The organism is Halorussus halobius (assembly GCF_004765805.1).
Classification (GTDB): domain Archaea; phylum Halobacteriota; class Halobacteria; order Halobacteriales; family Haladaptataceae; genus Halorussus; species Halorussus halobius.
This window is the reverse complement of record NZ_SBIU01000004.1, coordinates 331,243-356,989: the sequence shown is the minus strand read 5'-3', so window position 1 is coordinate 356,989 and position 25,747 is coordinate 331,243. Positions and strand designations below refer to the sequence as shown.

At 58.4% G+C, this 25,747-nt stretch carries 26 protein-coding genes and 1 tRNA gene; 15 read left to right on the top strand and 12 right to left on the bottom strand.

Translation table 11 applies throughout. From position 1 onward, the window contains the following. Positions 1 to 52: 52 nt before the first annotated feature. From EPL03_RS13575 to EPL03_RS20085, 4 genes are all read right to left on the bottom strand, one after another. Complete coding sequence (locus tag EPL03_RS13575) at positions 53 to 1,339, bottom strand: COG1470 family protein (RefSeq protein WP_135829872.1); 1,287 nt, start codon at positions 1,337 to 1,339, stop codon at positions 53 to 55. 203 nt (positions 1,340 to 1,542) lie between these two features. After that, a complete protein-coding gene (locus tag EPL03_RS13570) occupies positions 1,543 to 2,163 on the bottom strand; it encodes an NUDIX hydrolase (RefSeq protein WP_135829871.1) in 621 nt (206 codons plus the stop codon). A 55-nt stretch (positions 2,164 to 2,218) separates the two neighbouring features. Next, positions 2,219 to 2,632: an SPW repeat domain-containing protein gene (locus EPL03_RS13565; RefSeq protein ID WP_135829870.1), complete on the bottom strand. Its 414-nt coding sequence runs from the start codon at positions 2,630 to 2,632 to the stop codon at positions 2,219 to 2,221. A 191-nt stretch (positions 2,633 to 2,823) separates the two neighbouring features. Then, complete coding sequence (locus tag EPL03_RS20085; protein WP_168216266.1) at positions 2,824 to 3,726, bottom strand: hypothetical protein; 903 nt, start codon at positions 3,724 to 3,726, stop codon at positions 2,824 to 2,826. A gap of 550 nt (positions 3,727 to 4,276) precedes the next feature. On the opposite strand from EPL03_RS20085, the gene EPL03_RS13555 reads away from it, so the two are divergent. After that, entirely contained in the window at positions 4,277 to 5,083 is an 807-nt protein-coding gene (locus EPL03_RS13555; RefSeq protein ID WP_135829869.1) for a DUF63 family protein, read from the top strand. An 86-nt stretch (positions 5,084 to 5,169) separates the two neighbouring features. Next, complete coding sequence (locus EPL03_RS13550) at positions 5,170 to 5,799, top strand: hypothetical protein (RefSeq protein ID WP_135829868.1); 630 nt, start codon at positions 5,170 to 5,172, stop codon at positions 5,797 to 5,799. A gap of 18 nt (positions 5,800 to 5,817) precedes the next feature. Here EPL03_RS13550 and EPL03_RS13545 read toward each other — a convergent pair whose 3' ends face one another. Next, positions 5,818 to 6,534, bottom strand: coding sequence for an SDR family NAD(P)-dependent oxidoreductase (locus EPL03_RS13545; protein ID WP_135829867.1), 717 nt, complete (start codon positions 6,532 to 6,534; stop codon positions 5,818 to 5,820). Positions 6,535 to 6,592: 58 nt separating this feature from the next. Between EPL03_RS13545 and EPL03_RS13540 the strand changes: the two genes are divergently transcribed. After that, positions 6,593 to 7,144, top strand: a complete 552-nt coding sequence (locus EPL03_RS13540; protein WP_210424998.1) for a metal-dependent hydrolase — start codon at positions 6,593 to 6,595, stop codon at positions 7,142 to 7,144. Between the two features lie 47 nt (positions 7,145 to 7,191). On the opposite strand, the gene EPL03_RS13535 is transcribed toward EPL03_RS13540, so the two are convergent. Both EPL03_RS13535 and EPL03_RS20080 read right to left on the bottom strand, forming a co-directional pair. Then, the gene (locus tag EPL03_RS13535) at positions 7,192 to 7,551 is read right to left on the bottom strand and encodes a DUF7344 domain-containing protein (RefSeq protein ID WP_135829866.1); all 360 of its coding nucleotides are present in this window, start codon (positions 7,549 to 7,551) and stop codon (positions 7,192 to 7,194) included. A gap of 143 nt (positions 7,552 to 7,694) precedes the next feature. Further along, on the bottom strand, positions 7,695 to 7,841 hold the full coding sequence (locus tag EPL03_RS20080) for a hypothetical protein (RefSeq protein WP_168216265.1): 147 nt from the start codon (positions 7,839 to 7,841) through the stop codon (positions 7,695 to 7,697). A gap of 548 nt (positions 7,842 to 8,389) precedes the next feature. Here EPL03_RS20080 and EPL03_RS13530 point away from each other — a divergent pair. The 3 genes from EPL03_RS13530 to EPL03_RS13520 all read left to right on the top strand — a co-directional run bounded on the left by EPL03_RS13530 (position 8,390) and on the right by EPL03_RS13520 (position 9,701). Then, positions 8,390 to 8,707 (top strand): HalOD1 output domain-containing protein, encoded by a 318-nt coding sequence (locus EPL03_RS13530; protein ID WP_135829865.1) that lies wholly within the window; start codon positions 8,390 to 8,392, stop codon positions 8,705 to 8,707. Positions 8,708 to 8,811: 104 nt separating this feature from the next. Next, the gene (msrB, locus tag EPL03_RS13525; protein ID WP_135829864.1) at positions 8,812 to 9,222 is read left to right on the top strand and encodes a peptide-methionine (R)-S-oxide reductase MsrB; all 411 of its coding nucleotides are present in this window, start codon (positions 8,812 to 8,814) and stop codon (positions 9,220 to 9,222) included. 89 nt (positions 9,223 to 9,311) lie between these two features. Continuing rightward, positions 9,312 to 9,701, top strand: a complete 390-nt coding sequence (locus EPL03_RS13520) for a pyridoxamine 5'-phosphate oxidase family protein (protein WP_135829863.1) — start codon at positions 9,312 to 9,314, stop codon at positions 9,699 to 9,701. Between the two features lie 41 nt (positions 9,702 to 9,742). Here EPL03_RS13520 and EPL03_RS13515 read toward each other — a convergent pair whose 3' ends face one another. After that, positions 9,743 to 10,519 (bottom strand): enoyl-CoA hydratase/isomerase family protein, encoded by a 777-nt coding sequence (locus EPL03_RS13515; protein WP_135829862.1) that lies wholly within the window; start codon positions 10,517 to 10,519, stop codon positions 9,743 to 9,745. A gap of 63 nt (positions 10,520 to 10,582) precedes the next feature. On the opposite strand from EPL03_RS13515, the gene EPL03_RS20350 reads away from it, so the two are divergent. The 3 genes from EPL03_RS20350 to EPL03_RS13500 all read left to right on the top strand — a co-directional run bounded on the left by EPL03_RS20350 (position 10,583) and on the right by EPL03_RS13500 (position 12,570). Continuing rightward, positions 10,583 to 11,374 carry a DUF7114 family protein gene (locus tag EPL03_RS20350; protein WP_449272224.1) on the top strand — a complete coding sequence of 264 codons (792 nt, stop codon included), beginning with the start codon at positions 10,583 to 10,585 and terminating at the stop codon, positions 11,372 to 11,374. Positions 11,375 to 11,456: 82 nt separating this feature from the next. Continuing rightward, positions 11,457 to 11,528: transfer RNA gene (locus EPL03_RS13505), tRNA-Thr, on the top strand. A gap of 442 nt (positions 11,529 to 11,970) precedes the next feature. Then, on the top strand, positions 11,971 to 12,570 hold the full coding sequence (locus EPL03_RS13500; RefSeq protein ID WP_135829861.1) for a hypothetical protein: 600 nt from the start codon (positions 11,971 to 11,973) through the stop codon (positions 12,568 to 12,570). Between the two features lie 455 nt (positions 12,571 to 13,025). Here EPL03_RS13500 and EPL03_RS13495 read toward each other — a convergent pair whose 3' ends face one another. Together EPL03_RS13495 and EPL03_RS13490 are read right to left on the bottom strand one after the other, a co-directional pair. Next, positions 13,026 to 13,358, bottom strand: a complete 333-nt coding sequence (locus EPL03_RS13495; RefSeq protein ID WP_135829860.1) for a hypothetical protein — start codon at positions 13,356 to 13,358, stop codon at positions 13,026 to 13,028. A gap of 26 nt (positions 13,359 to 13,384) precedes the next feature. Continuing rightward, entirely contained in the window at positions 13,385 to 14,146 is a 762-nt protein-coding gene (locus EPL03_RS13490; RefSeq protein ID WP_135829859.1) for an HNH endonuclease, read from the bottom strand. 435 nt (positions 14,147 to 14,581) lie between these two features. Here EPL03_RS13490 and EPL03_RS13485 point away from each other — a divergent pair, with 435 nt between their 5' ends. Continuing rightward, complete coding sequence (locus tag EPL03_RS13485; protein WP_135829858.1) at positions 14,582 to 15,196, top strand: SHOCT domain-containing protein; 615 nt, start codon at positions 14,582 to 14,584, stop codon at positions 15,194 to 15,196. A 14-nt stretch (positions 15,197 to 15,210) separates the two neighbouring features. Here the strand turns inward: EPL03_RS13485 and EPL03_RS13480 are convergent, their stop codons facing one another. Continuing rightward, positions 15,211 to 16,218 (bottom strand): tyrosine-type recombinase/integrase, encoded by a 1,008-nt coding sequence (locus EPL03_RS13480; protein WP_135829857.1) that lies wholly within the window; start codon positions 16,216 to 16,218, stop codon positions 15,211 to 15,213. Positions 16,219 to 16,532: 314 nt separating this feature from the next. Between EPL03_RS13480 and EPL03_RS13475 the strand changes: the two genes are divergently transcribed. Next, positions 16,533 to 17,654: a tyrosine-type recombinase/integrase gene (locus tag EPL03_RS13475; protein WP_135829856.1), complete on the top strand. Its 1,122-nt coding sequence runs from the start codon at positions 16,533 to 16,535 to the stop codon at positions 17,652 to 17,654. 514 nt (positions 17,655 to 18,168) lie between these two features. Here the strand turns inward: EPL03_RS13475 and EPL03_RS20660 are convergent. Beyond that, a complete protein-coding gene (locus EPL03_RS20660; protein ID WP_280178864.1) occupies positions 18,169 to 18,297 on the bottom strand; it encodes a hypothetical protein in 129 nt (42 codons plus the stop codon). A 156-nt stretch (positions 18,298 to 18,453) separates the two neighbouring features. Here EPL03_RS20660 and EPL03_RS13470 point away from each other — a divergent pair, with 156 nt between their 5' ends. The 4 genes from EPL03_RS13470 (at position 18,454) to EPL03_RS13455 (ending at position 25,716) form a co-directional block, all read left to right on the top strand. Beyond that, on the top strand, positions 18,454 to 18,969 hold the full coding sequence (locus tag EPL03_RS13470; protein ID WP_135829855.1) for a hypothetical protein: 516 nt from the start codon (positions 18,454 to 18,456) through the stop codon (positions 18,967 to 18,969). Beyond that, positions 18,959 to 20,668: an SMC family protein gene (locus tag EPL03_RS13465; RefSeq protein WP_135829854.1), complete on the top strand. Its 1,710-nt coding sequence runs from the start codon at positions 18,959 to 18,961 to the stop codon at positions 20,666 to 20,668. The genes EPL03_RS13470 and EPL03_RS13465 overlap by 11 nt, the downstream gene beginning before the upstream one ends. Further along, a complete protein-coding gene (locus EPL03_RS13460) occupies positions 20,665 to 21,111 on the top strand; it encodes a hypothetical protein (RefSeq protein WP_135829853.1) in 447 nt (148 codons plus the stop codon). Before EPL03_RS13465 ends, EPL03_RS13460 begins: the two co-directional genes overlap by 4 nt. Positions 21,112 to 21,213: 102 nt before the next feature. Continuing rightward, positions 21,214 to 25,716: an NACHT domain-containing protein gene (locus EPL03_RS13455; RefSeq protein WP_135829852.1), complete on the top strand. Its 4,503-nt coding sequence runs from the start codon at positions 21,214 to 21,216 to the stop codon at positions 25,714 to 25,716. Positions 25,717 to 25,747 lie beyond the last annotated feature (31 nt).

Sequence of the window (25,747 nt, the reverse complement as noted above, 5' to 3'; positions counted from 1 at the left end):
GGCGTCACGGCCGGCGGCTCGCCGCGCTCGAAAAAATGGAATCGGTCGGTCGCTATTCCGCGCTCTCGTTGCGGACGATCTCGTAGCTGAACCCGATGGCGTTCTCGGGCATGACCTGCAGGTCCCAGCTACCGGCTTCGGGGTCGTCGACGCGGTAGACGAACTCCTGGCCGCCGGACCGAACGCCGTAGTCGCCCTGCTGCTCGACGCTCGGGCTGTTCGAGGCGCTGAGGTCGACCGAGCCGCGGTCGCTCACCTGCACGCGCTCGGCGTCGACGGTGGTGCCGTCGGGCGCGACGAAGGTGACGTCGAAGTTGGCGGGGTCGTCCGAGCTACCGCCGTACACCCCGGCGCGGGGCGAGAGCGTGAGGGTGACGTCCTCGGCGTCCTCGCTCACCTCGAAGGAGGTCTCGAACGGCTCCTCGGGCTGGTTCCAGACCTCGAAGTTGAGGCTGACCTCCTGCCAGTGGTTGCTGTTGTCGGCGCGGTTGGGGTCTTTCAGCCCGAGGTCGAGATTGCCGCGATAACTGTTGCTGTCGGCGCTCTCGGGCGGGGACACCGTGACCGAGACGGTCGCGGTCTCGCCGGGCTCGACGCTCGACGGTGCGTCGATGCTCACCCACGAGGGGTCTATCTTCGAGGAACTACTGCCGTAGCGCACGTTGCTCTGGCCCTCGAGCTGGGGGCTGAGCGGGACGGCCTCGTCGCCGGTGTTCTCGACGACGACCTGCTTGGTCGTGGTGTCGCCGGCCTCGACCTGTCCGCGGAGGTAGGTGCTGGAGAGTATCTCGACGGTCGGCTCCTGCCAGACCCGCACGTTGACGCTCGCGGCGTGGACCGGGCGCGCGGGACGGCCGGGGTAGGTCACCTGTTCGTCGGTGAACGCGACCTGTCCGCTGTAGTAGCCGATCTCGGCGTCGTCGGGGACCGAGACGGTGACGGTGAACTCCTGCTCCTCGCCCGCTCCCACGGACGAGTCACCGTCGATGGAGACCCACGACTTCTCGAGGAGGTTCTGGCCGGTCGGCGGCACGTAGACGCGCGGGTCGAGGTCGACCGCGGAGTCCTCGCGGTTGGTCACCGTGACGGTGAACTCGGTGGACTCGCCCGGCTTGAGCTCCGGGCGGTTGTAGTCGCTCTCGACGTAGAGCTTGGTGTAGTCGGCCGACTCGTTGGCCTGCGCCCCGCTCGTCTGGGTGTCGTTGGCGGTGGCTGTCTGGACTGCCGATACGTCTCGGTCGTTCAGGGCGGTCGAATCGGTGGCGGCCGGGCCGTTGGCCGCGACGGCCGGCATGGCACCGACGACCAGCACGATGAGGGCTGCTACTCGGAGTTTCATGGTTTCGTCGCAACTCGCGCTCGCTGACGCTCCCGGTGGAGGGCGGTCAGGACGGCGGAGTTGCCTACTCGGACTAACTCGCGGCCGACATAAATGTTTAACGAGTGATAATTACTCCGGTTGGTTTACTGAAGAAATTGGGCTGAGGCCCGATACGTCCGGTATTTTTCAGTTCGAAGGGTAGTCCCCGAACGTCTCGGGAGCTAGTCCCCGACCGCCTCGTAGTACAGCACGCCGAGCGTGGTCCGGCCGTCCCGGACCTCGCGGGCGGCGACGTGGTCGCGAAGTTCGTCCATCGTCGTCGTGTCGACCCGAATCGACTCGTCGCCGTCCAACTCCTGCTCGGCGGTGGGCGTACAGCCCCGCGCCACGAAGAAGTGGAGGACCGAGTCGGCCACCCCGTTCGCGGGTTCGACGCTGGTCAGAAACGACACCTCGTCGGCCTCGTAGCCGGTCTCCTCGCGGAGTTCCCGCCGGGCAGCCGCCGCGGAGTCGGCGTCGTCGGGCTCCATCCCGCCGACCGGGAGACCGCGGTTCGCCCGCCCGACCGCCTGCCGCCACTCCTCGATGACCACGACCTCGCCATCGGGCGTGAACGGCAGGACCACCACGCTCGGCGGTTCGGTGAGGTAGTCGAAGTCGGTCTCGGTGCCGTCCGGCAGGCGGACCTGCTCGCGGCGAACGTCGAACCCCGGACAGGAGTAGGCGACCTCCGCGTCGAGGACGTCCCAGGCCAGCGAGTCGTCGTCGGTCGCGGGCTCGTCGCCCGAGGCGGGCGCGTCATCGGACGGACGCGCGTCGTCGGTCGCGGGCTCGTCGGTCATGCCCGGCGGTTCGCGCTGGCACGTGAAAAGACGCTTCGGTTCGCCGCCCGCGTCTTCACCGCGTCTCGGCGTCGGTGGTCCGGGTCCGGCGCTCGGCTCCGCGACCCTGATACGCGTTGTACCCCGCGAGGACGGCGACGATGGCTCCGCTCACCACGTCGCTCCAGAACGCGCCGTCGGTGAGCACCTCGAAGAGGAACGGCGCGACCACCATCCAGAGGCCCAGCAGCGCGACCAGCGCGGCCGCGCCGGTGTTGATTCCCTCGACGTCGTCGGTCCTGAGGGCGTTGTACCCGGCGATGATGCCGATCGCCGCGCCGACGATGACGTCGTTCCAGAAGTTGGCCGCGGGCGGCGAGTACAGGAACGCCGATATCACGATCCACGCGCCGACCAGCGCGACCGCCGCGGAGATGTACCCCCCGATAGTGTCCGCTCGGGTCCTCGCGTTCGTCGTCGTTTCGCTCATACTGAATCCCCCATCTAGAGTTCGCGCTGACGGGGATAAATCGATTGGCTGTCGCGGCGTTCCGGGGCCCCACCGAGAACACCGAAAACGCGTTTCGGCCGCTCTACGGCGGAAAGAGCGACGAGAGCGCGTCGGTGTCGCGACGAAGTCGGGACGAAGGGAGCCACGCCCGAGCGTGACCCGGTCCGAAGTCACGTCGTCGCGTCGGACGCCTCCGCGTATCGCACGCCCCGGTGAACGTCCCCGCCGGCCCAGTCGAGGTGGTAGGTCATGTCCGACTCGCCGTCGCCGACCCGCTCGTCGGGGTCGTCGCCAGCCGAGAGGGCGTCGGCGTGCTCCCACGTCTCGGACTCGCCCGCGGCCACCGCGACCGAGACGCGCTCGATGGGCGTGTACGCGACCATCGGCCCGGTCCGGTTCAGCCCGGCGACGAACCGACCCGGTACGTCGCCGGCGTTCTCGACGGTCACCGAGACGGTTGGCGACTCGTGGGGTTCGACGGACTCGGGAGCGTCGACCGTCACCGACAGCGACGGCTCGGGCGCGAGGAGTCGCCGGCGAACCGTCCCGTCGGGCCGCCACTCGCCGCCGGGCCACGTCAGCGCGGGCGCAGCGTCGTCGCTCCCGGCGCTCGCCGGGAGTTCGAACAACAGCAATCCCTCGCCCGAGTCGGGGTCGTAAAACGCCTCTCCGCCGTCCTCGAACCGCCAGAAGCGCCACGGCTCGTCCACCGACTCGGGGCCGTAGTCGGTGCCGTCGAACCGGACGGCGAACGACTCGGGGTCCGGCGGTTCGCCGTCGCCCGAGGTCGAGACGTCGACCAAGAGATACTGTCGGTCGTCGTCCCTGACGCCGATGGAGTCGGGCGAGGTCATCGTCACCATCGCCGGCTGGAGCGCGTCGAGCGAGACCGACACGTCGGCGGGTTCGGCGGTCGTCGTGGACGCGTCGGTCGTGGCGGATTCGGCGGTGGTCGTGGCTTCGGTCGTCGTCGCGTCCCGCGTGGCGGGCGCTTCGGGCGCGGACGCCGAGAGGCAGCCGGCGGAACCGGCGAGGAGGGACCCGGAGAGCGCGAGGAGCCGGCGGCGTCGCATGGCCCGAGGTTCCGTCGAGGGCGGTAAGTGCTTTGTGCTGACTGGTTCCGACGTTCACTGTTCTGGAATCCGGCGTGCGGTTCTCCGTGCTTGAGTCCGGCGTGCGTTTGACTCAGGCGTGCGCGAGTAACGCGCGCGAGGGAGGGGCGCGCTCGTTCGCCCCGAGGCTGGGGAGGTGGGAGGCTCCCGCTGTGCGGTCGCGGCGCGGGTACTCATTTGCCTCGCCAGTAGCTAGCTTCCTGAGTCCATCGTATTCTGTCCCGAGAGCATCTGAGGTAGCTACTGCCGAGACCTACGAGTGACCGCACAGCACCGCGACCGCACGGCACCGCACCTCGTCCTCCCCAGCCGCCTGCGTTGCTCCCGCCGGTGCGCTACTCGGCCCTCGCACGCATTGGCGTGACCACTGACGGGTCACGCCAGCGCGCGCCGACCGTAGAAAATTGAGCCAGCGCACGCCGACGGTTCCTCGCCCGTGAGAGACCCGGTTTCACCCGTCTCACTCCCACGTATCGCAAACCTTTCGGACGAGCGCTCCGCGATGTTGGCCATGGTGTTGCCAGAGGGGTTCGCCCTGCCCGCGCTCCCGTACCTCGCCGGCCTGCTGGTCGCGGTCGCGGTGGTCGCCGGCGCGCTGTACCGGGCCGGCCCCTACGTCTCCGACCGGACGGTCCTCGCGCTCGCGCCGTGGGTCGTCGTCGGGTCGGGGCTCCACGTCCTGTTCGTCCTCGGGTGGGTTCCGGACGTCCTCGCACCCCTGCTGGGCACGCCCGCGGTCTACCTCACCACCTTCGTCGTCGCCGGCGGGGTGTGGCTCGCCGCGCTCCGCGCGGACGCTGACCCGGTGGGGCCGCTGGTCGCGGTCGGTGCGCTGCTCGCGTTCGCGACGGTCGGGTACGCGCTGGCCCGCGGCGCGAGCGACGGCCTGCGACTGTTCTGGCCCGCGGTCGGGCTCGCCGTCGCCGTCCTGCTTGCGGGCGCGCTCTGGGCGGCGACGCGGTGGTCGTACCCCGCTGTCGCCGCCGAGACGGGCGCGGCGGGCGCGCTGGTGCTGGTCGGTCACGCGCTCGACGCGGTCTCGACCGCCGTCGGCGTGGACGTGCTCGGGTTCGGCGAGCGCACGCCGCTCTCGCGGGCGGTCCTCGACCTCGCGGCGTCGCTGCCGACCCCCGAGGCGATGGGCACGGGCTGGCTGTTCGTCCTCGTGAAGCTCGCCGTCGCGGAGTTGGTCGTCGTGCTGTTCGCCGACTTCGTCCGCGAGGACCCCGCCGAGGGGTACCTCATGCTGGGCGCGGTCGCGGCGGTCGGTCTCGGCCCGGCCGTCCACAACCTCGTGCTGTTCGTGATTACCGGGTAGCGACGCCCCGCCGCGAGCGTTCCGAGACTGAATCGGCTCTTTCACCCTCTAGAAAGCTTATCACGCCGAGCCACGACGCCCGAGATATGGCCGAGCTCACGCGACGCTCGCTGCTCGCCGCAGTCGGCGTCGCCGCCACCGCCGGCTGTCTGTCCGACGACCGACCGGGCGAAACGACCGGCGAGACGCCCCGGACCGAGTCCCCCGAGCGCGAGACGACCGATTCCACCGCGACCGCGCGGGGGACGCCCGACGAGACGACCGCGGGCGACTGGGTCACCCACGCCTCGAACCAACCGGACCCCGACCACGCGGTCACGCTGGAAAACAGGTCCGACGCGGCCGAGACGGTCCGCGTCCGAGTCGTCCGCGAGGCGACCGACGAGACCGCGTTCGAGGCGACCGAGACCGTCGACTCCGGCGTCGAACTCGACCTCTACAACCTGAAGGAGGCCAGCCCCGAGGGCGTCGAGGCCTTCGAGATATGCGGCGAGCTAGTCGAGGCCGAGACATCCACCGCCGACGCGTCGACGACCGACGACGCTCTCACGACCGCCGAGACGACGACCGCCCGGACGACGACCACCCGGACGACGACCACGGCTCCCTCGGGCCGCCGGGACTGCGCGACGATTCGGACCAACGAGTGCTACGCGGACGCCCACGTCACCGTCGGCGAGGACGGGGCGTTGCAGGTCGTCTACGCCATCTGCTGACCGCGCGACGGGCCGGTCTCAGGCTTCTGCCGACTCGAAGGCGTCCCGACCGACGACCTCGCCGTCGACGTCCTCGACGGCCGCCTCGGTCGCGGCCCACGCGAAGACGGCGGCGGCGTCCGAGCCCCGACCGGTATTGCCGTCCGCGCCGTCGGCGAGACTGCGCGCGTCGACGACGCCCACGGCAGCGTCGAGTTCCGCCGCGAAGCCGCGAGCCACCGCCGTCGCCGCCGCCTTGGATATCGCGTAGGAGCCGCCGCCTCGCTCGCGCTCGCCCGCCCCCGCGACCAGCACCCGCGCGCCGCCGGCCAGATGGGGCACCGCCTCGCGTATCGTGGCGAACGCGCCCCGGGCGTTGGTCCGGAGGGTGTCGTCGAACGCGGCGTACGACTCCCCGGAAAGCGGCGTCTCGGTGGCGTCCGAGTCGACGGGGTCGCCCTCGCCGTGGAACGTCTCGGCGCACGCGGCCACCACGTCGACGCCGCCGTCGCTCTCGCGGGCCGCCGTCTCCAGCAGGCGCTCGACGTCGTACTCGTCACGAACGTCGGCCCGGACGCCCCGGACGCTCCCGTCGCCCTCGGCGCTGTGGGTCTCCATCTCGGCGACCAGCTCGTCGAGTTCGTCCGCGTCCCGGCCGGAGACGACGACTCGCGCGCCCTCGGACGCGAACCGCCGGGCGACTGCCCCGCCGAGGCTCCAGTCCGCGCCGGTCACGACCGCAGTCAGTCCGTCCATACCGACCGAACGGGCTCCGAACCCAAACCGATTTCCGAGTCGGCGCGAACCTCCGGGTGTGTTCAGGCACGGTCACTACGGCGTGGCGCTCGTGCTGTACGCGCCAGTGGGGTGTGCGCTGCTCGCGCTCGGGGACCCGACCGCCGCGCTCGCCGGCGGCGCGGGCGCGCTGTGGCTGACGATGCTGCCCGACTGGGACACGTGGCTCCCGCTGGTCTCCCACCGGGGGCCGACCCACACCCTGCCGTTCGTGGCGCTGGTCGCGGGCCTCGCGTGGGCGGTCACCGGCGGCGTCGCCGAGACCGCGGGCATCGCCCGCCCCGTGGGACCCCTCTCGCTCCCGACGTTCGCGGCCGGAATCGCCGCGCTGGCGCTGCTGGCCCACCTCGCGGCCGACCTGCTGACGCCGATGGGCGTGGCGGTGCTGTGGCCCGCGACCGGCCACCGGTACACCGCGTCGGTGACGACCGCCGACAGCACCGCGTGGAACTACGGCCTGTTCGCGCTCGGCGTGTTCGCGACCGCCGTCGCGGCGTCCCTCGGGGCCGCGCTGTTCGCGAACGACCTCGCCGCGACGCCGCTGGTCGGCGCGTCGCTGGGGCCAGCCTAACCGGCGGGCGGACGAGCGGGGCCGCCGCCTCGTCAGCCCCCAGCGCGTCAGGAATCAGACGACCGGCCGAGCGGTTCGCCCTCGTCGCCGGCGGCCGCCGCGAGGTAGCGGTCGAATCGGTCGGAGGGGTCGTCGAGCGCCACCGTCCCGCCCTCGCGGTCGTACTCGACGAGACCGGCGTCGGCGAGCTTCGGGAGGTGGACGTGCGCGAGGTCGGCGGTGACGCGCGCGAGGTCGACGCCGCACTCGGCGGCCACCGCGTCGGCGAGGTCGCGGACCGTCGTGGGTTCGGTGCGCCGGTACAGAACGTACAGGGCGTGGCGTCGTCGTTCCGCCGAGAGTACGTCGAAGAGCTCGTCGAGCGACTGCTGGGCCGAGCCACGGTCCTCACCGGGGGTGGCGTCCATGGCCCGTACACCGGCCGGGCCGTCGGGCGTACGGTTCATCTCCGTGCCACACGTACGCAAACAACTGTAGTAACTTTTACGGGAGTTCTCAGGGGTCGTGACGAGGTGACTCGCTCGCCGGAAGGACGGTCGGCGGGGCAAGGTCACCAGTCGCGGTACGTGAGCTCGTCGGACTTGTTCGTGACCGCCCGCATCATACATCCGCGACACACCCACACGTCGCCCCCGGTGCGAGACACCAGTCGCGTTCCCCCCGACTTCCGGCGCTCGCAGATGTCACAGACGCGCATACCCGGCGTACGCTTCCCGAAGGTATCAATCCCCCGGGCAGTCGTCGCCCGGAGTGGGCGACCGGACGCGCCGGGTGCGACCCTCGTCGTCGGTCGCGCCCGCGTGCGGCGTGGGCCGCCGGGTCGTCGCGGCGACGAACGCGTCCGGGTCCCGCGGGGCGCGGTGACCTCGACTCGCGACGTCGTGGCGGCGTGAGCGTCGCCAGCCCACGGACGTCGGCGTCTGGGAAAACATTATAATCCCTCCACGACTCCCATCGCCCGTGTCCAATGGACTCACAACCTCACGCGGGACTGCCGGGCGCTCGGCGCTACGCCGTCCGGCGGACCCGGTCACCGCCCTACCGCGACTCCCCGTCGCCCCGCCGCGGGGAGCCACGGTCCCAACTTAGCGCGTGGTCCCCGTCGCCAGCCGCCGCCGACGCCTCGTCGCCAGCCGTCGAGTCGCCACCGGTCGCCGCCCCTCCGCCGGCAGTCGTGGACCCTTCGTCCCCGAACGAGCGAGTTGCGAACGGGCGCGACTCTCCGCTCTCGGACCGTCGCCACCCATGACGGACGACGCGAGCGCGCCCCTCGGAAGCGTCGAGTACGACCCGACCACGGACGCTTACTACACGAACTACGCCGGCGACGTCGCCCCGCCCAGCGCGGTCGTCCCGAGCGCGATAGCCGAGATAACCGGACGCGGTGTCGAGACCCTCCAGCCGCTCCAGGAGGTGGTCGACCCGGACGCGCTCGACCACATCTTCCGCGAGCCCACCGGCGACCGCGAGGACGTCGAGATAGCGTTCACCTACGCCGGCCACGACGTCACCGTGTCGGGGTCGGGCGTCGTCGTCATCGAATCGGTGGCGTGCGAGGCGTGAGGGTCGGGACGACCCGAGCGCGGACGTCAAACGGGCCGCTGGCGGGACCCGGAGACGCCACGCTCCGCGTAACCCCTAACCGCACAGAGACCCAAGACGTCGCCATGAGTCAACAGGACGGAGCCGACTCCGACCTCCCGGCGACCGACGAGGAGTGGCGCGAGCGACTGAGCGACGAGGAGTACCGCGTGCTCCGCGAGGCCGGGACCGAGCCGCGATTCTCCGGGGACCACGTCGACCGCACCGAGGACGGCGACTACGCCTGTGCGGGCTGTGGCGCGCAACTGTTCGACGCCGACACCAAGTTCGACGCCGGCTGCGGCTGGCCGAGCTTCTACGACGTCGACGACGACCGCGTCGAGACCCGGCGGGACACCAGCAAGGGCATGGACCGCGTGGAGGTGCTGTGCGCCGAGTGTGGCGGCCACCTCGGCCACGTCTTCGAGGACGGCCCCGAACCCACCGGCGAGCGCTACTGCATCAACTCGGTCGCGCTCGACTTCGAGTCGGAGTGACGCCGGCTCGCTCGGGCGGCTCGCCGCCGTGGGAGAGCACGGACGCCGCCCGCCGGTAAGCGTTTCCCCCATCCGGGCGTGGGTCCGCCGTGTCGAATCCCGTTCCGCCCGAAGCCGAGGAACTGCTCACGAGCGAGCCGCTGCTGGCGCACTTCGCGACCTGCGCCGACGGGAATCCCCACGTCGCGCCGGTGTGGTACGCCTACGACGACGGCGTGGTGGTGTTGCTCACCACCGGCCGCAAACTGGCCAACGTCCGGGAGAACCCCCGCGTCGCGGCGTCGGTCGAGAAGTCGACCGAGGGGCGCGCGGAGTGGATGGTCACGCTGCTGGGGACCGCGACCGTCGTGGAAGACGCCGACGCGACGCGCGCGGCCGCCGAGCGCATCAACCCCAAGTACGGCGCGTCGCCCGACGAGTACGCCCGGAACACGCTCGTCCGGATCGCGGTGGGGTCGGCCGACTACCGGACGTACTGACTCCCCGCCCGTCGCGGTCGGTCGCCCGACGTTCGGGCCCGTCAGCTCTCGCGGTCGTCGCGGATGTCGTCGGCGTGGCGCTCGACGAGCGCGCCGAACGCCCGGGCTTCCCGGCGGGCCTGCTCGTCGGCCCCGCTTCGGTCGCGCATCCGGGTTTTGACGACGCGCAGGGTCTCGGCGTCGTGGGCCGCGAGTTCGTTGGCCACCGCCCGCGGGTCGTCGGTCACCCGCGAGACGAGCCCCATCCGGCGAGCCTCGTCGGCGTCGACGGTCCGCCCGGAGAGCATCAGGTCCAGCGCCTCGCCCTCGCCGACGATTCGCGGGAGCCGGACGGTCCCGCCCCACGCGCCGAACAGCCCCAGCCGGACGCCCGGCTCGGCGAAGGTGGCCGCCGGGGTCGCAACCCGCAGGTCGCAGGCCAGCGCGAGTTCGACGCCGCCGCCCCGGGCCGCGCCGTCGACGCCCGCGACGACCGCGCAGTCGGCCGCCTCGATGGCGTCGGCGACTCGCTGGCCGCGCTCGGCGAACGCCTCGCCCCGCTCGCGGTCGAGGCCCGCGACCACGTCGAGGTCCGCGCCGGCGCAGAACGCCGGCCCCGCGCCGCGGAGGTAGACCACCGAGCAGTCCGGGTCAGCGCCGGCGTCGGTCACGGCGGCTTCGAGCGCGTCGAGGCCCCCGGGCGCGAGCGCGTTCCGTCGCTCGGGGCGGTCGAGCGTCACGACCCGCACGCCGTCGACGTCGTCGGTCCGTATCGCGAGTCCATCACGGTCCCGGTCGCTCCGGTTCGCGGTCGCGTCGCCGTCTCGGTCCGGTCCCATCACGTCCGTAGCTCGGAGCCGGTTTCCAAAGGTCTTTGGCGATTCCGTCACAAGCCTCGGCCAATGGAACCGGCCGTTCGGGCACGACGAGCGGGACGGCAGGCGGTGCACGACGTCGCTCCGGACGCCCTCCGGGAACGCATCCGCGTCCTCCTCGACGACTCGGCGATGGTACCGGGGGTGCTTGCGCTCAGCGCGGCGCGAGCCGTCGAGGACGGCGACGGGCCGAGCGTCGGGCGGGGCGGACCGAACGGGGGCGAGGACCCCCGCGAGACCACCGGGAGCGACGGCGGAACGGTCGGCGGCCCGGGGAGCGCGAGCGACCCAGCGGGTGGCGGGAACGCGGCCGGCCCGGTCGGAATCGAGGAGCGGGCCGCCGGCGTCCAGCTCATCTACGAGGGGCTGCGGCTCACCCGCGCGCTCGCGGACGAGCCGCCGTGGGAGCGCGAGCCGCCACACACCGACAGCAACGTCGACGTCCTCGCGGCCGACGTGATGGTCGCTCGCGGGTTCTCGCTGCTGGCACGGACCGAGGCCGCCGACAAGGCGGTCGCGACCGTCCAGTCGTTCGGCCGCGACGAGACCGACGGCCAGCAGGGCCGACCCGCCTCGCCGCACGCGCTGGAGACCGACGTGTTCGAGCTCGCGATGCTCGCCGGCGCGACCGCGTTCGGCGTCCGTCCCTCCGAGGCCCTGCTGGCCTACGCCGCCGAACTGGCCGCGTCGCTGGAGGGCGACCGCCCGGAGCCGCCCGAGGCGCTGCCCGCGGAGGTCGAGCAGGCGATGGGCGACGTGCCCGACCCCCGGCGGTTCGTTCCGGCCGACGACGCGCGGCCGTCGGCGACCGACCCCTGAGACGGCGGCGGTTTCGAGGGCCGAGGCGCGGGCGGAATCGAAACGCCTAAAGAGTGTTCCCGGCATAGCAAAGGATGCGCGCGCCTGGGTAGCTTAGCGGTAAAGCGCGTCCTTGGTAAGGACGAGAGCCCGGGTTCAAATCCCGGCCTAGGCTTGCGCCTGCGGCGCTGGCTGTAATTCCAGTACAGCGCCCTTCTTACATAGTTTTTGCCCCGGATACCGTCAGGAAGGCCACCCGTCTAGCGGGGGGTTTTGCCGGTAGTCTGCTGGTGCTAAGGATACCCGCCTGCGCAATGACCCTCTGACGTGCCGCGTTTAATGAAAATTCGGGCAATCAATCGGAAATCAACGGGAAGGGGTGGGAGGTCAGAACATCAACCAAATCGTTTTCTCATTCACAATCGTTAGTTCGGAAGTGAATTTTTTGAAGTTAGTCCATATATCGGATGACAATTAACAAACAAAAGTTATAAGCGTTTCAAATGAGTCTACTCTTGTGACTGAGTTCTCCAGTCGGCCATCCACCTGAGCGGTGCATGTAGGCTCCCGTCTTAGACAGGAGTTCCACCTGCTTGGAGAACTACAGGAGTTCAATTATGAGTGCCAAAACAAACCAGAGCGGCGGCTCTCGTTTGGAATCGGCTTCGTTTGTCGATTGGTCGAGATACCATGAGAACCGATGGCGATACGAGGGTAACCCAAAACCAGCACCAGAATCGGACATCTATAATCCTGATGCACGGAATGCAACGACAATTCGATATGACATCGACTGCCGGCACGACCCTGAAAAGAGAAGAAAGTACAAACGGCTCTCAGAATACAACAGTGGATTAAGGAACGGGCCAAAGTGGACCAATGATGAATACAACACCAATCTCCTAAACCGGCATTTGATTCAGGCACTCGCTTCACAAGTAGGACTGAACCCACGTTACAAGCGGGAAGCCGAGAGTCTATTCCGTGGGTTTAACCTCCAGCAATTCGGAACTGATGCGGATATCGTGGCATTCTGTACGTGCGTCGCTGTAGTTGAAAATTCAGAGGAAAACAATAGGAAATGCCATCCCTGTGTCCTAGACGAAAAGATGGACTCTGAATTCAAGCAGGTCGCAAGGGAGGAAGGGTATCAGAAGAGAGAACTCATCAGTCTGTATAACAAGGTCACCCAAGCCAAAGACAAGTACCGAGGGTGACCCCCTATATAAACCCTTTACCATTCTACTCCAATGGAGGGGCGACGAAGGAGGACAACGTTCACTTTTCCACTGGCGGTTTACAACGTGGTTACCAACGGGAAGGCGGCCACCAGCCGAGCCGCAGGCGAGGGGTGGCCGTACGGGTTCGGTGACCTTCAACCCAATAGCCCGCTCCGGTCGCTTCGCTCCCTTCGCGCCGGGCTTCCCGGTGTTCCCCGCTAAGTGGTTTCCGTCAGTGGTCACTGGTAGGAAGTCCGACCAGCAAGAAGACCTTGAAACAGAACACCGAGCAGCGTCAGTAGGTGTTCCTGACGGAAACCACTTAGCGGGTACCATGCAGAGAACGTCTTCTCAGTGTCGAGTAGTGGTGATTCCGTTCCTGATTATGGCCGTGTGGGAGAGTATAGTAGATTAGCAAAGAGATAGCATGAAGGGAATAGTAAGAAAACAGGTCACTCACTATTAGTTGTTACTTGGGAAGTTTGTACATCTGAGAGGATGTCAATCTGTTGGAGGATGTGAGTGAACTTCTCATGCGCTGTTGCCTCCCTGTCCTTTCGAATAAGAACAACGTTTGTTACGAAGTCCTCGGGAATCTCTCCTCCCTTGTCATGTGGAGTAATCTTGGTGCCCTTTTTCTCTTCAACTTCGAGTTCTTTTGCGTCCTGTAACAACCTCTGGATGGCATCAGATTCCCCATCATAATTGGAATTATATTCTCCGTCACTAACCGCCACATACCCTTCCTTACCAGAAGAATCTTGGAAATGGAGTTTTTGGTTCATAGTATCTGAATTTATAAGCGGTGAATTTACTCATCTATAGCCGGGGGTTCTTTTCTCACCATTTTCTTTTTCGTATATATTCTTCCGATACTTTGGATGACGATTATTGAAATGATTGCGCCGAGAAGTACCCTAATTGACACAGTAAACACACCCCAGATACTTAAAATAATGCCGACAATAATTCCGAGGTGATTCGTCTTTTCATGGTTCTTAGCCCACTTATCGGAATGACCCTGCAATTCCTCCAAGTCTATATGCTCAAGTGTAATTTCCTTGCTTAGAAGTTGCCAGTTTTCTGGTAACAGTGTTAACCCGTTTTCTCTCGGCGAAAATGGACCGACCGTCCCCTGATGACCACGAGGTCCAACCCGTAACTCAAGACGGTCTGATTTCGCCTTTGTCAGTGTTGACCAACAGTGGGTACATTGCAAGGTCTCATTTGCGGAAGGATGGTGGGAAACCTCTTCAACCCCACAGATAGGGCATTTTTTAAAAGGGTTGGGGATTTTCTTCTGTTGAGTCTGGGAGGATTTTCCAGAGCGTTGTTTTTTCGATGTAGGGGCCTGAACGTCATTGTGTACTGCATTATGGCAATTCTCACAGAGAGTTTGCAGATTAGACAGTTTATGTTCTCCACCCTTTGACTTTGGCACTATGTGATGAGCATGTAGAGTAGCGTTTCCGCGAGGCCCACCTTCTAAACCGCAGTTCTGACATGTGTAATCATCCCTGCGATACACCCTTTTTCGACGAGAATCCCAATTGTCGGGATAGTTCTGGGACATACCAACCTGTTGGAAGTAACGTAGTAAAAATGAGATGGATATTATTTGGTAAACGCCCAATCGACACGCTTACAGACCGTCGAGGTACTTCTGTCGAGTTTCCATCTACTCGTCCTTCGACTGCTTGTTGTAATACTTGTCGAGTACCTCCCTGCTCACGTCTATACGGTCGCTGATTACGTCCTTCGGCGTCTCCTCATTAAGGGAGTAGGTGATTGGCCCCTTTCCGAAGCGGATGCGGTGAGAGCGACGAGAGACACTTACAGGCGGGGTTGTAGGAGTTGGCTTCGCAGGTGTCCAGCTCCCGGTCGTGCGGGCACTCCTTCCCGATTGTCACCGGAACTTTGGGCCAGAACAATCCTTCTCGGGCAAAGGACAGCGGTAGAAGGACAAACACCAGATAGATTTTTATGCTGTTAATGATATCATTCTACTATGCCTCTCTTTGGTGGAAGTACCGAACCGGGTGCTGATGTTTTTCGTGAGTGTCCTGAATGTGGAAAGGACGAAATATACTCCCAGAGTGACGGGTTTCTGAGTACAACTGAGTATCTCTGTAATCATTGCGGATATGAAGCGGGAATTAACGAAGTCACTAAATCATTCAGTGAAACGTACAAAGCACATAAGAAGAAAAATAGGAAGGAAATTAATGGAGAATTAGAGGAAATTTCTGACCCAGAACTCAGGCAACAGGTAATGGATAGGCAGACAGAGGGATGGGAGATTGAAGAGATTACAGGGTCAGGGGAGCGAGTGGTGATGATTGCTACTGAAGGGGGTACTATCGGGGGGCACGCTCTTACAGGTGTTTTGACGGGTTTGTGGACCTTTGGGATGGGAAACGTGGCATATGGTAAATTGTCTGAAAAGAAGAATCAGGAGCGGATTGTTTTACGTACAGATGACGAGTCTAACTCCCCTACTCAAAGTAGCAACACGGAAAATCCGATTGAACTCATTCGAGAACTAGAAGAGCTACACGAAGAGGGGTTGATAACTGATGCTGAGTTTGAGGAGAAGAAACAGGAGTTGTTAGAAGAAGTATGATTCTACATCTTGGTCTAAATATCCCTGATGTGGTCTCGTCGTCTTTCGGCTTTCTCAGCACTTGACCCCTTGTCGTAGTGTTTGTCAAGCACCTTCCCGCTCATATTCACTCGTTCTCCAGTCACGTCCTTCGGCTGTCCTGCGTTCCGAGCGGCAGTCACGTATCCCCGTCTCAGGGCATGGGGACTAACTGACCCCGGGCACTTGCAGGAAGCGTTCCACGACATGGCCTCGCAGGTGTCCGGGTCACGGTCAAAGGGACACTCCCCGCCGTTGTAATAGCAGGGTCGAGTGGCCGTGTAGACGTACCGTTGAATCGTCGTCTCCACCACACGGCCACTCTTGGATGTGAGAAGCGGCTTCCTGTTGTGTTCGTCCCTTACCTCGTTCCGGTTCTGCTCCACGTAGTCACGGACTATCCCAGCCGTCTCGGAGGTTAGCAGAACATCCCGCCCGCTCTTCTCTTTGTTCTTGAGCGGTGTTCCCGACGTTGGCCGGTGCCGTAGTTCGAGCGCAGGACGCGCTTCGTCAAAGTCACCGAGGTCGAGTGCCCGTAACCCGCTCATTCGCATCCCCGTTTTCCAGAGGATGAGGAGCGTGACGTGACGGTTACTCGCGTACTCGTACTTCGTGAGGAAATCGAGCATGGCGACGGCTTCGTCTCGGGTGAGGAGGTCGTCGCAAATCTCGTCATCCTCGTTGACTGAGGGAATCCGCACCATGTCGGCCATGCCCCGAGGGACGGCTTGGATGTGTTCGCAGAACTCGATGAACTGCTTGAGCGTCATCATGTCCTGTCGGGCTGTGATGACCTTCACGTTCGACAGGCGGTGTTCCTTGTACCGCTGGATGACTTCGCTGTCGAGGTCGTTGAGGTCTGTGATGCCCTGCTCGTCTAGCCAATCACAGAACTGCCGAGTGGTCGTGCGGTAGTTCTTGATTGTCTTCTTGGTGACGCCGGGCTTCTTGTCGTTGAGGTAGCGGTTCTTCGCGTCGTGCGGCGGCGTTGGTTTCAGGCTCATGGCTGTTCGGGTACAGCCAGTTTAACAGGCAGTGGTATAGCCCAAGGCGGGCGCGGGGCCGTGTGCCCCAAATCGCCCGCCGACGAGAGCCCGGGTTCAAATCCCGGCCTAGGCTCTTCTTCCCGACTTCTTCCTGTAGTTACCGGGTTCTCCGTCGATGTAACAATGAACCGGTTGAAAGGACGCGAGGGTGGCTACTCCGAAGTTGGGTTGCCGCCGTCACGCGATTCTCGGAAGGTATCGGACATATTAGACAAGGAGTTTAAACGTTGGGCGCTAGCTAGACTAGCTTTTCCTGTGGAGGCGATACCGCTATGAACAACGATGAGAACAAGGTCGATGGAATCATCCTCGTAACCAGCGAGGCAGAAGAGTTTCTAAACCCGCGTCAAGAGATCTCCTACCGATCTCACCGGCGGGAACTCTGTGAGTGGATGCTGTCCCTGGGGAAAGATCCGGAGAAAGCGAATGGCTACAGTTACACTACTGCGAAGAACCGGATGAACCGGTTGGACCTGTTCTACCGATTCGTTTGGGAACAGGAAGGTAGGTACGTTCAGGATTTGACTACGGATCACGCTGACAGTTGGATGCGTTTCCTGGCGAAGCAGGACTACAAGGAAAGTACGAAGTGCCACTACCAGAAGGCCGCGCAGACATTGTTCAAATGGAAACGCTGGGAACGAGGAACCGACACCGAATGGGAACCTGTGATCGAGTACAGTGATCCCTCAACCCAGTACCAGCCAAGAGATTATCTGACTAAGAAGGATCGGCGGAAGCTGCGTGATGCCGCAATGAGCTACGGTTCAGTGCCTCACTACAACTCGGTTACTCCTGAAGAACGAGAAAAGTGGAAGACTTACTTGGCACAACGTTTCCAGAAGCCTAAGGACGAAGTAGTGAAGAAGGACTGGCTCAAAGCTAACTCGTTCAAGTATACTTCGATGATCCACGTTGCGTTAGACGCTGGGCTACGACCATGCGAAGTCGGGAACGCCAAAGTCCGGTGGGTCGACACCAGCAACGGCGTACTACGTATTCCCCGAGAGGAGTCCAGTAAGAACCGGGAGAACTGGACAGTCGCACTCAAACCTGAGACCGTCTCAATCCTGAAACAATGGATCGAAGAAAGAAAGCAACGGGACAAGTACAACGGGAGGGAACCACTTTGGCTGACGAAGTACGGTAACAGGTACGACAAGGATTCGTTTAGAACCGTGTTCAGAAACATAGCGGAGGAAGCAGATCTCGATCTTGAAAACCGTGATCTAACACCTTACAGCATCCGGCACTCAACAGCGACCTACATCACGGATGAAGCAGGACTCGCAGTAGCCGCAGAACAATGCCGTCACAAATCCAGGAGAACCACAGAAAAATACGTTCATAGCTCTGTAGATCGACAGGAGGACGCAGTCGACAAAATAGACTGAACTCTCCCCTCCTCATTTTCTCCTTCTTCCATAATCACTATACAGTGTATAGTCGTTCCCGTTTTCAGGGCTGATTCAGACCTGATTTCCGGTGCTATTAGGAAACTTTCTAACCTGATTCCAACCCAGTTTTGAGGACCGGTGTTTCCTATGCCCTCTCTATTTCGCTTGTGAGAATGAGAACAATCGGTCAAGAGAAGACACGTTCTCAGAACTATACCCAGTTACTCATGGGTTCTGCAACCGAAGCCAGGTCCAAATCCCGATCCAAACCGCTTGAAAACTGTAGAAAAAACAGGAAATCCAAATCCCGAGCTATTTCCTACATTTCCCCTGATTTACGGCACGGTACACTCTGGTCGAGGGGGATTTACAGGATTTCCCGAAGTCGGAACATAGTGTAAACTCTGTTGAGCCTCACTCTACTATTTCCAAGAGAAACCCTGTCGTGTAAACAGAGATCAGTAATAATTCAAGTACAAGCGAAGGTCAGTGTCTCTGCCGGTCGTGAGGCTCAACAGAGATGTTCAGCAACGGCATCCACCTTTTCCAGTAGTTGTCTGGATGCTTGAACTGCTTCAGCATCCCTCTTTCCTACGCGTTCCTCAAACTCCTCAAAAGAGAGCTGGTGTTTCAGAAACATTTCCACGGATTGCTTTCGAGAAGACATACCACTTTGTTGGAATTCAAGATTTTTCAGACCTCTTGAAACAGATACTGCTCCTTGTCTCAAGCCAAAGTCTTTCTCTTCCGAGTTAGAACCAAAAGTTATCTAACTATTTGGTGGTGATTACTCATTATGCAGCTTAGTAAGCACATTCAGCAGAGCTGGGGTGCTCTGTTTCTCTTCATTTACGCCTCCGGGGTTCTCTACCTTTCTCCGTACAAATTGAAAGACCCTATGCACTTCATGGCGGCCGGTGTACCTTCTCTTGTTCTGGTCTTCCTAAGCGTGGCGTTCAATGATGGTTTGATGGAGTTTTTCGCGGGAGATGTGATTGAGGAGACGTTTGAGAGTATAGATGAACGTACAGGAAATGAAGAGTTCTACTGGGATGCTGATCAAGAGACTCAGGACAGAATAGATCGAATGGATGGTAAAGCTCACCGCCATTTAGTGACGGTTCTTTCTGGTCTATTAATCGGCTTTTCACTGCCCTTCGCGATCGATTATTTGTATGGGTTTAATTACGCTGTTCTATCGCTAGCTGCATCACTAGTCGTGATCTACTTATTTGGTTACCGGGAGTATCGTAATCTCCGACAGGTAGTTAAAAGTTCAGCCAAACTGTACAATATAACCGATGAGGATTGACTCCTTAGACATCGAAGAGTTCGCAAATGGCGAGCATCGAGGAATGGAAATAGAATCGCTAAGCAGCGACTCTCAACTACTTCAAGGCGGAAGCCGAACAGGTAAAACACTTACATTCAACGCAATACTATACAATCTACTTGGAGCCCAACATACCATAGATTTAGCCACAGGGAGACAGAACGAGGTCGAGATTGGGTTCACAAACAATCGACGATTTTTCCGAGGAAATCCCGAAGCAGAGTACGAAACTGAGGACGAAACATTACACGGATCCGAAGCATCGGAAACATTTTCTGAAGATCTTGGCGACACCACTCTACTGAAATCTCACTTTGTCCACTCGCATATAGGCAAGATGCCTTTAGACGATTTGAGCAGAGCCCAGAGAACCAGGCTAATTCGTAGCGTTACCAATCAAGGTCTTGAACAGAGAATTTCACGGTTAGAAGATGCGAAAGAACAACTGGATCAGCTGGTTGTCGAGACTAAAGACACTAAGCGTCGTCTCTCTGAGGAAGAATCTGACCTTGATCGAAAGATAAGCGATTTAGAATCCCAGAAGGAGAAGTACGAGAGGCTGGAGGCTCAAATTGAAACAGGAGAGTTGGCGGAACTCAGTAAGCAGTTGAAAAGAGATGAAAAACTGGAGACTGAGCTTGACGACTTATTCAAGGAAAAGGAGGGTTTGCGTAAGCGTCTTCGGAAATTGCACAGAAAGAAAAGAAAACAGGAGAACTACGAGTCAGAGGTCAACGAGATAATTGCAGAGGCGGTCAATGATTTTGTCTGTCCGACATGTGACCGTAGGATTACAACCGAGAAAGCAAAGAACCGTATTAACCGGGGGTACTGCCCTTACTGCGGACAGAACCACTCTCTTGATGGGCTGAAAGACCGTCTTAGCCAGAAAATTGAGGAGTCAGATGATCTGCTTGACGAACTCAAAGAAGAAATTCAAGAGCTACAAGACCAGAAAGACGATGTCTCTCAGCAGATCGATAAGATAAAAGAGAAACGACCTGAGCTCGGAGAGTTAGACGGATTTACTAAGCGAAGGCTCGACAACTACGATCACAACATCCAGAAGATCCAAGATCACGTACAGGAAGAGCTAGAGTCTATATCTAACAGTTTGGAGGATCTACAGTCTGACCAACAGAGTATTAATCAGAGGTCTGAGGAAGTTGAGCAAAAGCTAGAGGCGTATTCTGAGGCGCTCAGCCACTCCTCGGAGATGGTTGGCGAATTGACTGAGGAAAGCTTTGAAGCTGGCATACAAGAGTTTAGTGATGCCTGGGAGGACGCATACAACCAGATGAACTCCAACCTTCAACTGGGAATCAGTATTTCCGAGGAGGGAAGGATTCAGTTCCCAGGAAGGAATAACCTACGTGAGTATGATCGGGGAGGAAATCTGAGCGGATCAGAGTTGCAACTACTGAATATCTCCTTTGTCTGTACCTTGAGTCGATTTACTACAGAGAACGATGTTATTGATTGGGACACTATCGTTTTGGATGAGCCTTTTTCTAATCTTCAGGAAGACGAGAACATGGAGGCAGCTCTTGACTATATCACGTCATTGGATAAGCAGGTGATTGTTACAACATCGAACAGTTCTATTGAGTCACGATTTGATCAGGTTGAAGAATTGGAGAGAGAACCTCTCCAGACGAAACTAGGTGAATTCCTATGACCGAAGACAACGATGATGAATTGCATCCACGGTTGATGATGTTAGCCGAGTTTGACGGTGAGATAGAAGGACGGCTGAAGTTCCATAAGTCACTATATCAATACCGGAACACAGAGGCTGATTCTGAGGACTGGTCGTTCAGGAGAGAAGAGCACGGCCCGTTAGATCCTGGATTTTCTAGTCGGATGCAATCTTACGAAGATCTGGATATGGCCGATGTTGATGAGGATCGAGAGCCCCATCGTTTCCGGATTACTGACAAGGGTGAGAGATTTGTTCAGGGCCTCTCGACAGGACTCTCGAAGCTTAAGGAAGGATTCGATGAAAAGCAAGGAGCTATGAGCAAAGTTGCGTCAAGAAATAAGGATCGAACAGGCTCCGAAATTGAGAAGGATGAAGACGTCCAGAAGGCAAAAGAAGAGCCCTATCAAACTGATGTCTGAATATTTCCTCGAGTAGCTTCGTGCTAGTTTCTCAACTGTCTGTCTACAGTCTAATGTGCTTGAGAAAATGATTAATAAGTCCGTATAATACGTAGTAACATAATGTCGGAGGAAGACGAGGAGATAGGTTCCTCAGATTCGGATCTTACAGATGTAGCAGCTAGTACAAAACGGACAGCGGCTGCTGCCCGCGGATATACTTTTCAAGATTTTGTAGCAGGAGCTTGTATTCTTTCCGTCTTTTTTGAAGATTCAAATTCTGTTACAATTGAATGGAAATTTGGAGAAGAAGACAAATTTGATGATATTATCCTTGAACGGGATGGAGAAGTTATTTGTATCCAAGTGAAAAATGGCATAAACTATACCTTATCTTCTAGTGACCTCACCGGTTCGAGTTCTCGAGGATTAGCCATAGATGATTTAACTGAATCTGCGAAGTCACGCCTTGATGCGGATGAAGGATCACGATTTATAGTTTTGACTTCGTTCAATCAGGAACCAGGGTCAAATATTGATTTCAAAGATGATTCAGGAAGTTTGTCGTTGTTAAATGGTGTTGATTTCCCTACCAAAGAATTAGTTGGCGAGCAAGGTAAGATTACTAACGGAACCGATATTGAGTTTATACTTGGAGCGCCAGGAGTCGATACAGAAGGGAAGAAAGTAACTAAATCTATCCAAGGTACCGATTTCTTCGAGGAGATCTTATCAAGTGTTGCGCCACGGTTAGAACATTATGAGAACCCGGAGATTGATGATTCTCATACTCTTATTGAGAGAGCGGTTAATCTAGCAAGATGGGCCAGAAACCAACCGGTTCTGCGATTAGACCGAGAAGAGATTGTTCGTCGGCTAGAGTTGAGTCCATCACCGATTTTCTCCCAAAGATTTCCTATTGAAGAAGGATTTATCCGGCCGCGATGGATTAATAATGTAGAGGAAGCTTTTAGCAACCCAGATAACCGCATCTTGGTGGAAGGAAAGCCGGGGAGTGGGAAGTCTACAGGTATAGAATTGCTTCATCGGAGTTGGGAAGAACCGGATAATCAGCGGACATTACGCTTTTATCTGTATGTTCCGGAGGATGCGGACTCATTAGAGAAGAAACGAAGTGATCCTGTTTGGTTCCGACATCAGCTTGCTGCCCAAATACTCAATACGTTCCCAGAAGCATTTGACAACGATGTCTCGGTTCCTGTATGGACCGGGATTAACGACCTGCAGAGATATATTGATATTGTCGGTCAATGGGCAGAGCAAAATAGTAAACGGGCTCTGATTATTGTTGATGGGTTGGATCACGCTTTACGAGAATTTGGAGGGACAACGGCCACTAAACCTGCTGAGGGAACAGTACTAGAAGAGATAGGGAAGCTTGATTTCCCAAATTCATTGGGGCTTCTGATGGTAAGTCGTCCCCTTTCCGAGCGAACACATGAAACGCTAGGGGTGGATTCTAGAATTGATGTTTCTTCATGGGAATCTGACGAGATTAAAGAATACCTTAATAGAAATGATATGGCTTCTGGAGATGAAGTTGTTGACCGGGTTAAAAAGGTTTCAGGCGGTCTTCCAGTGATTATATCGCATCTTCTCCGTAAAGCTGGCACTCATATAGAAGGAGTGGAAGCAGGTCTGGAATCGGCACTAGAGGAAGCCTCACACGTTGATGGAGAGTTGGAGAAGTATTACGATACTATATGGAGCCCTCTAGAACCGTATGAACAGGACGCAGCCACGTTAGTTGCGTTGAATCCTACAGGACTACATAGGGAGGTTTTAGATGCGGTAGTAGATATTCCGCATACTCAAAAGAGTATATCACTAGACGAAGCTCCTCTTACTCACATTCTAGATCTTTTACCAGACGGTCGATTCCGTATCTTTCATGATAGCTTTCGAGCATATACTGAAGACCAACTGGATCAAGAAGAAATAGAAAGAGAACATGAGAGATTATACCGTTACTTGTTCGATCAATGTACCTTCTACCCTACAAATTTAGAGAGCCTACAGTACCACGCAGAAAATGGGCCTGGTAGCGCCGCTCTAAAGAATCTAGCTACACTAGATAATCTTCTTGGTTGGTGGCAGGATGGCGTTCATCATGACTTAGTGTCCGAAACTTTGGAATTGGCCTTTGATGCTTCCTTACAGGACGGTGACTACTTAACGGCTATCGATTGTATCGTTCTCGGCGGTGTCTCTCGAAATATGCTTAAAACCTACTTGAATGACCGTTTGCGCCTCAGTTATTATATTTCCCGTGGCGAGCGTGAAACCGCTCTCCGCTTAGTTGACCAAATCCGATTCTATGATGGAGGCAACGAGGAAGCGCTGAAAGCTATGCAGGTCGTGTCCCAGACTTGGGAGGATGAATTAGATAAAGACTGGCTGGTTCAGTGGGAAGAAGATTATCAAGAGGACGAACAGCCTAGTTGGGAGCCAGAAGCATACTTTGAGGTTGCAGCCACAGTCTTAGAACCGGATACATACTGGGAGTTGGCAGCGGACTTCAAGCGGCAAGACACAGGCGAGCACTTTACTTATGAGGTTCTTGCTGCCGTTGAAAAGAACTCAGATCTGCTTTCTGATCAGCCAAAGCCACCAGAGTGGATTTTTGAGAATCCCGAACTGGCTCTGGAAGCGTGCGAAGATTTGATAGATGTTCTCCCAGACTCTTGGCGGACCGAACTTAGAGAAGAAGCGCCGGACTGTTCTTCTCTATCTTTGGCTGGACTCCATACCTTGCTGAAGTGCGATGGCCCGGAGGACGAGATTCTCCAAGCTGTTAAACAGAGGACGGTAGGCCAACCAATGGATGCACCGGGAGGAAGGGATGTGCAGTTCTGTGATGTATACTATGTTGGTTCGATACTTGCTGGTCTAGGCAAGTCACCAGACATTTTGTTTAATATAGTTGAGAAAGTTTCAACGGAGCAAGAAAGGATTCAAAAGCTTTTAGCGGTGATTGGGGCAGCAACGACACGGAGTTTATCGGCAGAAACAGAACATTGGGTTAACGTTACTCTAAAATATCTAGAGGAGATTCTTGAGGAGGGCCGTATTGAGAATACTAGAACTCAATATATCGATAGCTGGCGGTATAGGCAGGCAGTCTCTAAGGTATTCGATGCTTTTGACGAGGTGGTGGATCAAGGGTCAGAAGATCTCACCAAGAAGGTGCTCAGAATGACAGACGACATAGAATCTGACGACCAAATCTTGGAGTACATCTCTAGAACTCTTACTGAGACCCGTGGTACTTTGTTCCCGAAGGAAGAGCTACCTGAGGGCCTAGAGCAACGATATGAGGAAATTCTAAAGCGTCCTCCGGATGAGACACCACCTTCAGAGGAACTTATGGACCTAGGCGTCCAAGCGGCTAAAGCTGGTTATGATGACCGTGCTGAAAAGTACGCTAAGAAAGCAGTTGAGCATTGTTTCCGATACGGATATCGGAAGGATATGTTCCTTAGCGATATTTGGAAAGGACTTGAAGATATTGCTGACGGTGATTGGGATCGCCATCTCGGTAGTGCCATCCAACTAATCAACTGGGCAAATCTGCTTCTTGATTTGACTGATGGAAAAGAAACGCATCACTTTGAGGGGAAGTTTCTGAAATCCCTTCTTAACGATGGAGCAATTGATTATAATACGGCAGAGGAACGAGCACGCCATAATACAACTTTGCGTAAGCTTTGGGATTGGCGTCTGCGGAATCCGGAAGGGATGACCGAAGAAGAGTTGAGGAGTTTAATTCGAGTGAAAGAGACGAAGATTCGAAGTAGTCATCGTTCAGACCGGGCACTTCCATTCTTTGCTAAAGCCGCAGAGGTTGCCGATGAATTTGGCTGGGATCGTTTGGTAGTCGATGCACTACACGCCTTGAACAGTGGTGACTATGTCCGGGATGAGATTAGCAACGAAGAAGAGCAGGACCTTCGGGATCTAGCGTCAAAGCATGGCGTTGACATTCCTGATGATTTAGATTCAACTAATAGCACCACAGATTATGGGGACCAGGAAGAAGAAGAGGAAGAAGAGGACAAAATTGACGAGCAGATTCAGGAATTGCTGTCGGAGCATTCGGAAGAAGACCCTCTTGAGAAAGATGACTTTGAGGTATTAGGGACGGAAGAACTGTTAACTGCTGGCGAACTTCTTGAAAATAGAGGTATTAGTTCGACACGATATGACCCGACGGCGGCGGCTCCAATTGCTCGTATATTGGCGGACCGGAATGAGAAACAAAGAGCAATCCAGTTATTAGAGAATGTGATTGCTGAGCGTGATTTAATGAACTGGTGGCTAGGCGGAGGTCATAGCCGATTTGTGGCGGTTGCTGAAGCTTTGATTGACTTATGTGGAGAGGAATCTTTACAGCATGTGCTTACTGCGTGGCGTAACAGCCGTCTGGACACCAATGGCTACCAAAACATCTTCCCACAATTAGTCTGGGCCGTTAAGAGAACTGAAGGACAAATAGCCGCGGAGGAACTATTCTCCCATACGATGGACTGGATGAGACGGCTTGCTTGGCCTTATGAAAATCGAGTTCAGAGATGGGGTGTGCTCGAACCGACTTTCCGTGATTAGGAACAGACGTCATTGTCTACGTCTTTGAGTT